Genomic DNA, 13102 nt, shown 5'->3' on the forward strand with positions numbered 1-13102 from the left:
CTCGGACCGCCGACCTTTCCGGAGCCCGCCATGTCCGCCACCCGCGCCTCCCTGTTCCCACCGGCCTCGCGCACCTATGCGCGGCCCGCGCCCGACGCCCGCACGCCGGTGCGCCAGGCCGTGCGCGGCCTGCTCGAGGCGAGCCCCGCGTTCCGCCAGCTCTCGCCGCAGGCGCAGCGCGAGCTCGCGCAGGGCATGGTGCGCATCGGCGAGGAGCTGGTCGCGCCGCGCGGCGACGTCGCCCGCCCCACCGCGCAGGTGCGCGCGCTCGCAGGCGAGGATCCGCACGCGCCGCCGTCGGTCCCCAAGTTCGACGCGCAGGGCGCGCGCGAGGGCGCGGCCGTCGCCGGCGCGCTGCTGCAGCAGGTGAACTTCCCCGACTTCTGCGCCGGCCTGATCAACGGCGTCTTCCACTCGATCGTGCAGACCTCGATCGAGCAGATGGAGGCCTACGCCAAGCTCGTGGCCGACGTCTCCAAGAGCCTCAACGACTTCCGCGACGAGAACACCACGCAGAACCAGGGCCGCGACCACCTGGTGCAGACCTTCCCGGACGTCTTCCAGCTGCAGACGGGCGGCGACGATCCCTTCGGCTTCGGCGCCGGCGCGTTCAACGAGGCCCCGGCCGCGCCCCAGCCGCGGGTGGTCGTCCGCGAGGACGTCGACGAGGCCGCCGCCATCGCGCGCATCAACCAGTCGCTCCCCCTCGACCGCCCGATCGAGCGGCTCGACGACGAGCTGGTCGAGGCGCTGCTGGTGCCCGCCGCCCGCACGCAGATCGCGAGCGGCCGGCAACAACTGCTCGCAACCATGGTGATGCTCGGCATCAACCGGATCGTGGTCACCGATGGCGAACTCACGGCGAAGGTGATGTACGACTTCCAGGCGCGCGACAACTTCCAGTTCCAGCACACGGCGCAGGCCTTCGACTACGGCGACGCGACGGTCACCACCGAGCAGGTCGCCGGCGGCGAGATCTCGCGCAGCGGCCCCACTCGCACGCTCGCGCGCATGCCGGACGGCCGGATCATCGAGCAGCGCCGCGATGCGAGCTTCTACACGCGCGGCGACTATAAGAGCGTCAGCCAGCCGCTGATCTCGATGCAGTCGATCACGCAGACCCAGGGCGACTCGCAGCTCACCGCCAAGGCTTCGCTCGCCGGCACGATGAAGGTCAAGTTCAAGAGCGACTACGTGCCGCTGGAGAAGCTCGCGAATCCCGAGTCGATCGCCGCGATCCAGATGAATGCACAGCCCGGCATGGTCAAGACGCTCGCCGCACGGCCGGCACCCCCCTCGCCCGCCGCGCCCGTACCGGCCGCCGCCCCCATCGCCTGACACCGGAGCCCCCGCCATGTCCGCCGTCGCGCAACGCCTTCCCCGCAGCGAACCCGCATGGCTGGGCGACGCCACGCTCGACGTGGTGCGCCCGCAGGTGCGGCAGATGCTGCAGTCCTCGCCCGGGTTCCGTGCGCTGCCGCCGCACGAGCAGCAGGAGATCGCGCGCAACATGGTGCGGGTCGCCTCCTACATGGCCAATCCCGACGACCTCGCACGGCAGGAACTCACGCCCGGCAAGGGCGTGCTGCGTCGCGACGAGCCGCAGGCGGTCGGTGGGCTCTCTTCGGCGCCCGCGCCGATCGCGCTCGCCCTGGGCGTGCCGGCGCCGGTGCCGGTGCGCGCGCTCAACAACCCCGTCGACCAGGCCAAGCGCAAGGCGTCCGACAAGGTCGGCACGTTCGCGGGCAGCGACTTCGACGCCGGCTCCGTGCGCCAGGGCGCCGACAACTTCAAGAAATTCGTCGGCTCGGTGGACTTCCCGGCCTTCGTCGGCGGCCTGATCCAGAACGTCTTCCAGGCGATCGTCAACGCCTCGATCCAGCAGATGAACGCTTACGGCGAGCTTCTGAAATCCGTCTCGCAGTCGATCGACGAGTTCGCGCAAGACAACATCAGCATGGACGGCGCGCGCGACTGGCTCGTGTCCAAGTTCCCCGCCGACCTCTCGATCGGCGACGGCGAGGCCGGCCCCGCGATCACGATGAACGACGTCGAGGATCCTGACGCCGCGCTCACGCGCATCAACCAGGAGCTGCAGCTCGCGCAACCGATCACCGACCTCTCCGACGCTGAGCAGGAGGCGCGCATCGTGCAGGCCGCGCGCCTGCAGATGGCCCGCAGCCGTCAGCAGCTGCTGTCGTCGATGGTGATCCTCGGCATCAACCGCATCGTGGTCACGGATGGCACCATCAATGCGAAGGTCGTCTTCGACATGCGCGCGAGCGACGAAGCGCAGCGCACCGCTGGCTCGAGCCTCACCGACCGGCAATCCAGCTACAACCGCAACACGACCGTGGCCGGCGCGCACTTCGGCTGGGGCGGCGCCGCCAGCCGCAACACCAACGTGCAGAGCCACATGACGACCGTCGCGTCGTCGGTCGAGGAGACGTCGGAGTCGAAGCAGGAGATGAAGGCCAAGCTCACCGGCGAGGTGCGCGTGAACTTCAAGAGCGACTACTTCCCGATGGAGAAGCTCGCCTCGCCGGCGATGATCGCGGCGATCCAGGGCAATTCGACGCCGGTCGACCCCAACCTGCCGCCGCCGCGCGCGGCCGCCACCGCCTGAGGGCGTCGTGCGCGTCGCCGCGCCGCCGCCGGATGTGCGACTGCCGTGGCGACCGGCGCATGCCGCGCTGGTCGAGGCCCTCGGATTCGCCGCCGCGCAGGTGGCGGGCCACGAACAGGCCTTCGCACGCGCGCTCGTCTTCGACCCCGGCGCGATCGACCTCCCGCCCGGCGCGCCCAATGCGATGGACGCCGCGGCCCTGCGCGCGGCCGGGCCGCTCTACTTCGCCGCCGAGCTCGAGGCAGCCGGCCTGTTGCGGTGCGCGGAGCTTGTCGCAGGCCTGTTCGCGAGCGGCGCGATCACCCAGCCCCTCGGCCCGGCCGCGCAGTCGATCCATGCCTTCTGGCGCAGCCGCCGCGAGCGCCTGCAGGCCGAGGAGCGCGAGGCGATCTTCGCGCGCGTGATCGAGGCGCCGCACTTCGAGCGCCTGATGACGGCGCTGTGCCGCGCGATCGTGGCGCAGGCCGACAATGCGGGCGTCGATGGCCTGAGGCCCGACCTGCACGAGCACGTCGGCCTCGCCGGCGCCGCGCAGGCACTCGCCGAGTTCCTCGCGCAGCGCATCGACGCCATGGCCTCGATCGCGGCGCGCGACGTCGTCGAGACGCTCAACCTGGCGATCGCCTTCCTCCGCGACCGCATGCTGCAGGTCGCCTTCGGCACGCACTCGCTGTGGTCGCTGGTCGCCACGGCAGCCAGTGGCGACGGCGTGACTCCGGGCGACGCCGGCGCGGTGCAGCGGCATGCCGATCGCGGCCGTGCCGGGCAGACGGTCCTCGCCTGGCTCGCGGGTCATTACGACGGCGACAGCCTCGCGCTCGACCCGCGCGACGCGGAGACCGGTGCGCTCGTGATGGCCGCACAGCGCTGGCTGGACGCCGCAGCGTCGCCGCGCCCGGTCGGCGCTCCGGCCGCCCTGCCCCTGCCCGTCGCCGCCTGAGGCCGCCATGCCTGCGGTCCTGCACGCACCGCGACCCACTCCCGCGCAGCAAGCGGCCCGGCGCACGTCGGGGGCAACGACGATGCACGATGGCGAGCCGCCCGGCTGGATCCGTGACGCCGTGCGCGACGTGCTGCAGCGCGCGTCGGGCTATCGCGAGCTCGATCCCGGCGCCCGACGCGCACTCGCCCACGCGATGGTGCGCGTCTCGGCGCTCGCCGCGCGCCTGATCGAGGAAGAAGACGAGGCGAAGACGCAGACCGCGCCCGCGCCTGCGCCGCTCGCGCGCGCGCAGTCGCAGCCGGCGTTTGGCGCCGCCGCCGACCGCATCGCCCAGACGACGCAGAACGTGCTCAATGCGGTCTCATTCCCGCGCTTCGTCACCGATCTCATCAACGGCGTCTTCCGCGCGATGCTGGACTCCAACCAGACGCAGATGCAGCAGTACGTCAACCTGCTCAATGCGGTCTCGGCATCGGCCGAAGGCTTCGAGGGCACGCAGTTCGGGCTGATGCGCGTGCGCCAATGGCTGGCGGATCAGTTCCCGGAATCGATCGAGTACGAGGCGCCCGAGGTCGAACCGGGCGAGGCGCCGGATCCTGAGGAGGTCGCCGAGGCCCGCCTGCGGCTTCGCGGAGGCGCTTCGATGCCACCGCCCGAGATCATCCGCGCGACCCTCGGCATGGCACCGGAGGATGAGCTGTCGACCAGCAATCCGGAGCAACTCGTGCCGCTCGCGCGCCGGCATCTCGCGCGCCAGCGTCAACAGATGCTCGCCACCATGGTGATGATGGGCATGCAGCGCATCGTCGTCGACAGCGGCAAGATCAACGCGGCGATGCGCTTCCACATCGACACCCGCAGCGCCGCCAACGAGGACCGTGGCAGCCAGACCAGTGTGCAGAACCGCATCAAAGGCGGCGGCAGCTTTGGCGTGGGGCCGTGGGGCGCGAGCGCGGAGGTGGAAAACACGATCGGCTACGTGTCGACGCAGCGCACGCAGTCGACCGAGGAGATGAATACCGATCTCGAATTGAACTCGTCGGTGGAGCTCAACTTCCGCAGCGACTATCTGCCGCTCAACCAGATGGCCAACCAGGCGCAGGCCGACCGGATCCGCGCCAGCACGCTCAATCCCGCGGCGACCGCGTCGGAGGATCCGGTAGCCGCACGCGCCGCGCGCCAAGCTGCACAACGTGCAGCCGAGGATGCACGCCGTGCGGCCACGCCCGTCTCAATGCCCGCGGTGTCGGCTCCATCGACGGCGACGACGACGCCTGCAGCCGCTTCGAGAGGATCGCTTTCGCCCGGCGCGGGCAACACCGCGTCCACGGCGACGCCCGGTAATGCCGCCGGCAGCGCTGCGCGATCCCAGGTGGCTGCCTCGCCCGCGACCTCCGGCACGCCGCGCCCGCAGACGCCGTCTGCAGTCGACACGCGGGCCACGCCGGGCGGAGGGGTGATTCCCGGACCCACCGTCCCGACGTCGACGACGCCCGGTACGACGCCATCGTCAGCGTCGCCAACGCCCGCTTCCACGTCGTTCCCGACACGGGCGGCCACGCCGGGTCTGCCCGCATCCCAGCCGGCATCGCCCTCGCCCCCGCTAGGCTCTGGGGCGCGCCCGTAATCCACCGAACGGATTTGCGCGTGCAACAACGGCTTTGCGCCCGTGCCTGCGCACGAGTGCGGCTGGCAACATGCGCCAGTCGAGCCATCACGGACGCAGTAGCAGATGCGATGTCCACTTCGGGTCGCTTGCAGACCTTGGGGCATCACGCTCACGCGTGGATCGACACCGGCTTGGCGGCGATCCAGGCAGCGCGCCTGACAGAGGACTTGGCGCATTCGTCTCCTATCCTGCACGCCCGACGGCCGTCGCCTCGTGGTGCACTCAATGGCAATCCGCATTCGCCGAGGCGGCGACCGCAGGCCGCTACCGCGCACGGTGGACCTGGTGCTGATGGTGCTCGCCGGCGTCTACTTCCTTCTGCACAGCCAGCTGTTGCACCGGCTGACCCAGAGTCGTCGAGTGACGGCACGTTCGCGAGCCTCATGCTCCCCGCAATCCTGAAGGCGGTGCCGTTGAGCGCGCATGGGGAGCCGGCGTCTGGCTGCTGTATCAACGACCCACCTACGTTGCCTGGCTTGCTTGCGCCATGGTGCTTCGGCCACTCACCTACCTCCTCGGCCCCGAGTCGCTGTTAGTGCACTGGCCGGAGCGGGCAGCATCGCATCGGCCTGTCTGTCGGAGTCGATGTAACGGACCATGGGCAGCTGCGGCGCGGCGCCTCATCCCGGCCTAACGGCCGTCCGCGAGAATGCGCACGTGCCATAAATAGGAGCCGGTCGGATGGAACCCTTTTCCCGCACCTGCGCGTGCGCCGCACTTGTCGCGGTCGTCGCCGTCGCATGCTCGCGACAGCCCGCGCCCGAAGCGACGCCCGCACCGCGATCCCCTCAGGGCGCCGTGGCCGCCGACGACGCGACGTACTACGCGAGCCTGGTGCAGCGCTTCGGCGGCGACTACGACGCATGCCCGGCGGCAGTGGACGCACGTGCGGTTGAATGCGCTGACGACGCGGTCGGCACGACCGGCCCGACGCGCGTGCTGCTCATGCTCGATGCCTCGGGCTCGATGGCCGCGCGCCTCGGCGCGACGACCAAGATGGACGCGGCACGGAGCGCGCTGACCACATTCGTGGAGGGGCTCGGGAACGGGACACAGGTCGCGCTGCGCGTGTATGGCCACACCGGCGACAACACGCCGGCGGGCAAGGCCGAGTCGTGCCGCGGCACCACGCTCGTGCATCCGTTTTCGACGCTCGATGCCGCGCGTTTCCGCACCGCGATGGCGAGCTTCGAACCGCGCGGATGGACGCCGATCGCCGTTGCGCTGCAGGCGGCCGCGAACGACTTTCCCAAAGGCGCCGGCGGACGCAATCTCGTCTACCTGGTTTCCGATGGCGAAGAGACCTGCAACGGCGACCCGACGGCGGCAGCGCGCGCCCTGCGCGAGTCCGGCATCGCGGTGACGGTCAACGTGATCGGCTTCGGCGTCGATGCGCGCACGGCGGAGCAACTGCGCCCGATCGCCGCCGCCGGGGGTGGCGAATACCTTGCCGCCGACACGGCGGCGACACTGACCGCGTTGTTCAACGAGCGCATGGCGAACGCGCATCGCCGCTACAACTGCGCCTCGGGCGAACAGCACGGTGCCTACAATGAGACCTCGGCGACGCATCACGCGCGATACAACTGCCTCAGTGCCGCCGCCCACCGGAAATACAACGAGATCAGTCGAAACGTCCATCTCGACTACAACGCGAAGCGCATCGGCATCGCGGTCCGCGATGGGGCATTGCAGCGCGCAAAGGCCAAGCGCGATGGGATCATCGACCCCGCCCGGGCCCGGCGGGATGCCGCGATTCAAGCCAGCCGCGGCGCACGCGACGCCGCGCTCGGGCAGGAGCGCCAAGCGCGCGACGAGCGCCTCGAGGCGGCGAAGCGCGAGCGCCCCGCACGCTGATGCGGCGCCACCGCACGGACGGGTCGCGTCATCGGTGCACTGCGCGCGCCGGCACCGGCGCCGGAGGTGCCGTGGTCCTGGCGCTGGCGTGGCCGGGCCTGTCAAGCCCCCCATCGAACGCGAAGCGCGCATTCGGCGTTTCGAAGTACGGCAAGGCCAGGTCCGGGCCACCGATCTGGAAGGGACAGCCGTAGGGATGTACGGGGGCTGGCCGATGTCCGCTTTCGGCCAATAGCAGACATCGGGCCAGCCCCGCAGTGCTCCTTGGGTCACCGGCCAGTCACTCGAAGACCAGCATGGTCGGCGCTATGCCGAAGACTCGACGGCAGGTACGGGTGAAGTGGGCAGCGTCAGCAAACCCAGCGCCTTGAGCCGCCTCGGTCCACGAGCCGCCATGTGTCGCTGCCTCGATGGCCGCTTCAGCCCTTGCCCAAAGGATCCAAGCGCGAAACGACGTACCCGTCTGCGCGACAAACAAGTGGCGAAAGCGACCGGGTGATAGGTGGACGGCGCCTGCAACCTCCTCAAGGCGCAGCGGTGTCGACAACCGCTCGCGCATCCAACCTAGTGCAGCGGTGATGCGAGGGTCAGACGGGCTACCTTCGGCAGCATTGCCAGCAATGCGGCAGATCGCTCCCTGTGCGCATCCTGCCAGTACGTCATTAGACTCGGCCGCGTTGTATTGGGTACGTATCGCTGCCACAGCGTGCTCACTCTCGTCTACGGAGAGCGTCGCGACGTCGCGTCCGCCGAAGCGCCTGCGGAGCGCGAAGCCTGCGGACGAATTAGGTTCAATAAAGAGCGTCGCTACGGATTGGTCACGACCATCCAGCTCATGAGATCGGTCCGGCTGGATCACAGCACCCCGTACGTCCCGCCATTCGTCCGCGACCACGTCCCTGATCCGGAAAGGTTCCTCGAGTGCGAGCGAAATCTGAATGGCGTGGTGAGCGTGCTCACGCACGTAGCCCACATGCCGACCGATCCAGATGCTGGCTCCAGGCCAGACGATGACGCGGCCAACTCCGGCTATCGGTCGCTTCCGAGACTCTGACGTCGGCTCTGCAGTACTCATGGCCGCTTCTGAAAGGTCAGCCCAAAAATTCAAGACCTGAAGGGGCGCGGGGCGGAAGCTTCGTGGCGTGGGCACTCCCGCCCACGATCACTGGAGTAGCCAAATGAACGACACCACGGCCAGCGCGCCCTGTACCTGCAATCCCTGCTCGGGCCCTTCGTGCTCCTGCGGCTGCCGGACCCCGGCGCCTGCTTCGGGATGCACCTGCGGCTGTCAGACCGGCCAGACGTGCCGCTGCACCTCGCATTGAAGCGCCAGTTCGGGTCGCTCCTGGAAACGGGAGCGCCCCGCTGATCTTCCGCTTGGTCGGGGCATTGGTCGAGGGGGCAGATCGTGCCACCGACGGACGGACGTGCCGGTTTGACGCCGGCATACAGATGGCAGGAAGTGATGGTTCGCTGTCCTTTCGCCCAGCATTGGGCCGCCAGAGACTTTCGCCAGCCCCCACCCTCATTCGAAGGATCTCCTCATGAACCCGCTCACCGCTCGCCGCCGGCCCCCGGTGCTGCTCGCCGCCACTGCAGCAATTGCCACCGGCATTGCCGGTCTCGCCACACCTGCGGCAGCTCTGCCGCCGCAGAACGGCTCGGCGCCACCCACCTCCATTCCTGCGTGGATTCCTGGTCATGGTGGGGACCGCCCCCTCGTCGCGATCGCTGCCGAGAACGGCGGTACCGAACTGACCGACTTCGCGATCCCGTACGGCGTCTTCAGGCGGGCCGGAATAGAGACCGTGGCCGTCGCGGCCCACGAAGGCCCCATGAAGTTCCTGCCGGCACTCCAGGCCGAGCTCGACACCACGATGGCCGAATTCGACGAGCAGCACCCCGAAGGTGCGGACTACGTGATCGTGCCCGCACTGAAGAATTACAAGGACCCGACCGTGTCCGCGTGGATCCGGGAGCAGGCCCGTAAGGGGGCTACTGTGGTCAGCATCTGCGATGGCGCCTTCACGGTCGGCGCCACGGGACTGCTGGACGGCAAGTGGGCGACGGCTCATTGGGCATCTGAGAGCGCGCGCATCCAGATGCACCCGTTGACCCACTGGGTCCGCAATACGCGATACGTATCCGATGGAAAGATGATCTCCAGCGCCGGGATCAGCGCCGCGATGCCGACGTCCCTTGCACTCGTCGAGGCCATGGCGGGCAAGGAGCGCGCGGCTGCCCTCGCCGCCGAGATGGGCGTGGCGGACTACAGCCCGCGCCACGACAGCGAGTCTTTCCGGCCCCGCTTCGGCAACCTCAGCGCTTTTGCCATGCAGTACGTCGTAAATCCGTACCTACGTAGCGACCAGCGTGTGGGGGTTCCCTTGGTTGCGGGCATGGACGAGATCAGTCTGGCCATCACGGCAGACGCTTACTCACGCACGGGTCGAAGCCAGGCACTTTCGGTCAGTAGGACCCCCGATCCCGTCACTACACGGTTCGGGCTTCGGTTCGTCCCCGATGCCGTGGGGAAGACGAAAGAGGTCGACCTGCTGCTCCCGCCGCTGACGGACGTGGCGCCGGGCAAGGCGTTCGACTCGGCACTCGCGGGCATTGCTGCGCGGTACGGGAAGCAGACGGCGAAGAGCGTTGCGCTCGACTTCGAGTACCCAGGCTACCTCCGTTGAACCTGTCGCTGAGACTTGAGGGTCTCGATATGCCTACCGAGTTGAGATCTCGATCGGCCCCCCCCTACCGGGTGGTCCTGCTGGCGTATGAGCACATGAACGTGCTCGACCTGTGCGGGCCGCTGCAGGCCCTGGCCACCGCTTCGCGCCATTGCGGGGTCAATTCGCCTGGGCGCTACGACACGGTTGTGGCATCGGCTGACGGCGGCTTGGTGATGACCAGCTCGGGCCTGGCGATCGACACGATCGCGGTCGCGTCACTGGATGACGAGGTCATCGACACGTTGATCGCGCCGGGCGGCTGCAAGGGCGAGACCTACAGCGCGCCCCAGAAGTTAATCGACTGGGTCGCGCGGCGGGCACCGTCAGTGCGGCGCCTCTGCTCGGTATGCACCGGCGCATTTCTTCTCGCGAAGGCCGGACAACTGGACGGCAAGACTGTGGCCACCCACTGGGAATGGGCGCCACGGCTACGGGATAGCCATCCCGACATCGCCGTGGATGCAGACAAGATCTTCGTGCGCGATGGGTCACTTTGGACCTCGGCCGGGGTGACCGCTGGGATCGACATGACTTTGGCACTGATCGAAGACGACTTCGGGCATCACGTCGCCATCGATACGGCCCGGCGCCTGGTGATGTTCATCAAGCGCTCGGGCGGCCAATCCCAGTTCAGCACACCGCTATCCGCGCAAGTTCGTGACCCGGGTGGCTTTGGTGACCTCCACGAATGGATCGCATCGAACCTTCGCGCCCACCTCACCGTTGACCGCCTCGCGGAGCACCTCAACATGACCCCGCGTACGTTTGCACGCATGTACACGGCCAAGATGGGCGTCACGCCGGCGAAGATGGTGGACGCCATTCGACTGGAAGCGGCGTGCCGCGCTTTGGAGTCGACAGACCTGCCACTCAAGACGGTGGCCGACGACACCGGCTACGGCGATGAGCAGGCCCTAAGAAGGGCGTTTCAGCGGCAGTTCGGTATCGGACCCAAGGCGTATCGCGAGCGGTTCGCCAGTCACGCCGCATAGCAGCTAGCGCAAGCGCAACGCTTCAAGAGCTCAATTTTCTCCCGCGCCGCTAGGCGTGAATGGCGTCGTGCGGCCAGCGCTCGGGCGCCCTACCAAGGATGCATTGCCATGATCCGTTCTATCAGACCCGTCCTGCTCGTATCACTGTTCCTAGCAATGTCGGCGTGCGCGTCGGTTCCGGCAGATCTGGACCTGACGCTGAAGCACCCGACCGACCATCAGGCTTTTGTAGTCGAGCTCGAGCCACCTCCGACGACGCCAGCGGTCAACAAGCTCCATTCCTGGCAAATCCGGGTGGTCGATATCACAGGTGCGCCGGTTCGTAACGCACGAATCGCCGTCGACGGTGGCATGCCGCAACACGGCCACGGATTTCCTACTCAGCCACGGGTCACCCGAGAGGTTGGCGAAGGCGTCTACCTGCTTGAGGGCATGAAGTTCAACATGTCGGGATGGTGGGAAATACGCTTAAAGCTCGACGCGCAGCAGGCGTCCGACACGGTGACGTTCAACACCGTGCTGGGCAGCTCCGCTCAATGACGGGCATTGGTCATGAAAGCCCGCCGCAGCCTGTATCCAGTCTTACTCGCTTGTCCCATCCTTCTCGCGGGAGCGTCGGCCTCCAGACCTTCCACGCCCCTATGGACGGCGGACGAACTCGCGACTATCAATTCCCTTCGGCTCGACAAGCTTCCCGCGCCGCCGCCAGACCCATCGAACCGCTACGCGGACGACCCCGCCGCGGCCGCGCTTGGCCGAGCCTTGTTTTTCGACAAGCGATTGAGCAGCAACGGCCTAGTGGCCTGTGCCAGTTGTCATGACCCGGGGCGGGGGTTCCAGGACGGCCGACCTGTCGGCGTCGGTGTCGGCACGGGGAAGCGCCGCTCGATGCCTGTCGCCGATGCCGTCTATAGCCCCTGGCTTTTCTGGGACGGTCGAAAAGACAGTTTGTGGTCACAGGCCTTGGGCCCGCTTGAAGACGCTGCCGAGCATGGCGGTACCCGTGTGGGTCTCGTCCGTCTTCTAGCGAAGTACTACTCCGACGCATACGAGGGAGTGTTCGGCCCATTGCCTGAGATGGCCAATATCCCGACGGAGGCAGGTCCATTGGGTACGCCGGCCCAGCGGACTGCCTGGGCTGCACTTGACCCTGCAACTAAGGAGGTCGTGAATCGAGCCTACGCGAACATGGGAAAGGCAATTGCGGCGTTCGAGCGGACGGTCACGCACAAGCCGTCGCGGTTCGACCGCTACGCCCTGACCGCAAAACAACGCGGACCGGTAGGGGAAAGTGCTCTCACTCCGAGCGAAATCGCAGGACTGCGAGTGTTCATTGGGCGTGGTCAATGCGTCACGTGCCACAACGGGCCGCTGCTCACAGACAGCTCGTTTCACAATACGGGTGTACCCGCGGCCGGCGGCGCCCCGGCTGATCGGGGGCGAGCGGACGTCCTCGGGAAGATCAAAGCTGACGAGTTCAGCTGCATCGGCCGATACAGCGATGCTGATCCGAATGAGTGCCAGGAACTCGCGTTTCTCACCGATGAAGACCCGTCAATGGAAGGTGCGTTTAAGACGCCCGGGTTGCGAGGCGTCGCGGATCGTCCTCCCTACATGCATGCGGGTCAGATCGCCTCTCTGCGAGGTGTCATTGCGCACTACGTGGCTGCACCGAAAGCGGCGACCGGCCAGTCCGAGCTTTTATCGCGTGGACACGGCCTACGCCGCGCGAGGATTCGGCTCAGCGAGCGCGATATAGCCGACCTCGAGGCCTTCTTAGGGGCTTTGTCGCCCGAACCGAACTGAGTTAGCCGTGCGGCCTGAGCATGACGGGAGCGCAAAGCGCCTTGCGAAGGAACGAGATCTCGAGGCCGATGGCGAGAATGGCGCCATCGGCAACCTAGATGACGCCTACATGATCGCATCGCTCGTGCTCGCCGAAGGAATCAACCCGGATGTCGCCGCGAGCCTCATTGCGACGTTGTCCCAAGATCTTGGACACCCGGAAGCGCTCAGCCGGTTTGTGGGATTTGACGCAGTCGGCATTGCGGACAGCGTCGCGGAGCGGCGGCATGAACTAATAGTGGCGGCCTGCCGGCGGCTGCTGGGGTTCAAGGAGAGAGCCACGCAATGCCTTGACTGAGCTGCTCCAGGCATCGACTCGGGTCGGGAATCCCCATCCTGCGCGGCCATGTCTGCTTTGGGTCGAAAGCGGACACCACCGAATGTTGTTGGCACGCCTGTCGTGGACGATTGAGCAGCACTGCACCGGGGCGGGTTCGA

11 protein-coding genes are annotated in these 13102 nt (G+C 67.7%); 10 read left to right on the forward strand and 1 reads right to left on the reverse strand.

The window, feature by feature from the left end; all coding sequences use genetic code 11:
• Window positions 1-30: 30 nt before the first annotated feature.
• From ACYVJJ_RS04190 to ACYVJJ_RS04210, 5 genes are all read left to right on the forward strand, one after another.
• Complete coding sequence (locus tag ACYVJJ_RS04190) at window positions 31-1338, forward strand: hypothetical protein (RefSeq protein ID WP_460831361.1); 1308 nt, start codon at window positions 31-33, stop codon at window positions 1336-1338.
• Window positions 1339-1354: 16 nt separating this feature from the next.
• Window positions 1355-2626, forward strand: coding sequence for a hypothetical protein (locus tag ACYVJJ_RS04195; RefSeq protein WP_460831362.1), 1272 nt, complete (start codon window positions 1355-1357; stop codon window positions 2624-2626).
• Between the two features lie 7 nt (window positions 2627-2633).
• Entirely contained in the window at window positions 2634-3566 is a 933-nt protein-coding gene (locus ACYVJJ_RS04200; RefSeq protein WP_460831364.1) for a hypothetical protein, read from the forward strand.
• Between the two features lie 82 nt (window positions 3567-3648).
• Entirely contained in the window at window positions 3649-5196 is a 1548-nt protein-coding gene (locus tag ACYVJJ_RS04205) for a hypothetical protein (RefSeq protein ID WP_460831366.1), read from the forward strand.
• 840 nt (window positions 5197-6036) lie between these two features.
• Complete coding sequence (locus tag ACYVJJ_RS04210) at window positions 6037-7095, forward strand: VWA domain-containing protein (protein WP_460831368.1); 1059 nt, start codon at window positions 6037-6039, stop codon at window positions 7093-7095.
• Window positions 7096-7375: 280 nt separating this feature from the next.
• On the opposite strand, the gene ACYVJJ_RS04215 is transcribed toward ACYVJJ_RS04210, so the two are convergent.
• Window positions 7376-8068 carry a helix-turn-helix transcriptional regulator gene (locus ACYVJJ_RS04215; RefSeq protein WP_460831369.1) on the reverse strand — a complete coding sequence of 231 codons (693 nt, stop codon included), beginning with the start codon at window positions 8066-8068 and terminating at the stop codon, window positions 7376-7378.
• A gap of 571 nt (window positions 8069-8639) precedes the next feature.
• Between ACYVJJ_RS04215 and ACYVJJ_RS04220 the strand changes: the two genes are divergently transcribed.
• The 5 genes from ACYVJJ_RS04220 to ACYVJJ_RS04240 all read left to right on the forward strand — a co-directional run bounded on the left by ACYVJJ_RS04220 (window position 8640) and on the right by ACYVJJ_RS04240 (window position 12962).
• Window positions 8640-9785, forward strand: coding sequence for a DJ-1/PfpI family protein (locus tag ACYVJJ_RS04220; RefSeq protein ID WP_460831371.1), 1146 nt, complete (start codon window positions 8640-8642; stop codon window positions 9783-9785).
• Window positions 9786-9814: 29 nt separating this feature from the next.
• Window positions 9815-10819, forward strand: a complete 1005-nt coding sequence (locus ACYVJJ_RS04225; RefSeq protein WP_460831778.1) for a GlxA family transcriptional regulator — start codon at window positions 9815-9817, stop codon at window positions 10817-10819.
• Window positions 10820-10927: 108 nt separating this feature from the next.
• Window positions 10928-11359 (forward strand): FixH family protein, encoded by a 432-nt coding sequence (locus ACYVJJ_RS04230; RefSeq protein WP_460831373.1) that lies wholly within the window; start codon window positions 10928-10930, stop codon window positions 11357-11359.
• A 12-nt stretch (window positions 11360-11371) separates the two neighbouring features.
• Entirely contained in the window at window positions 11372-12625 is a 1254-nt protein-coding gene (locus tag ACYVJJ_RS04235; protein ID WP_460831374.1) for a cytochrome-c peroxidase, read from the forward strand.
• A 7-nt stretch (window positions 12626-12632) separates the two neighbouring features.
• Window positions 12633-12962: a hypothetical protein gene (locus tag ACYVJJ_RS04240; protein ID WP_460831376.1), complete on the forward strand. Its 330-nt coding sequence runs from the start codon at window positions 12633-12635 to the stop codon at window positions 12960-12962.
• Window positions 12963-13102: the final 140 nt, after the last annotated feature.

The organism is Lysobacter humi (ex Lee et al. 2017), assembly GCF_054781815.1.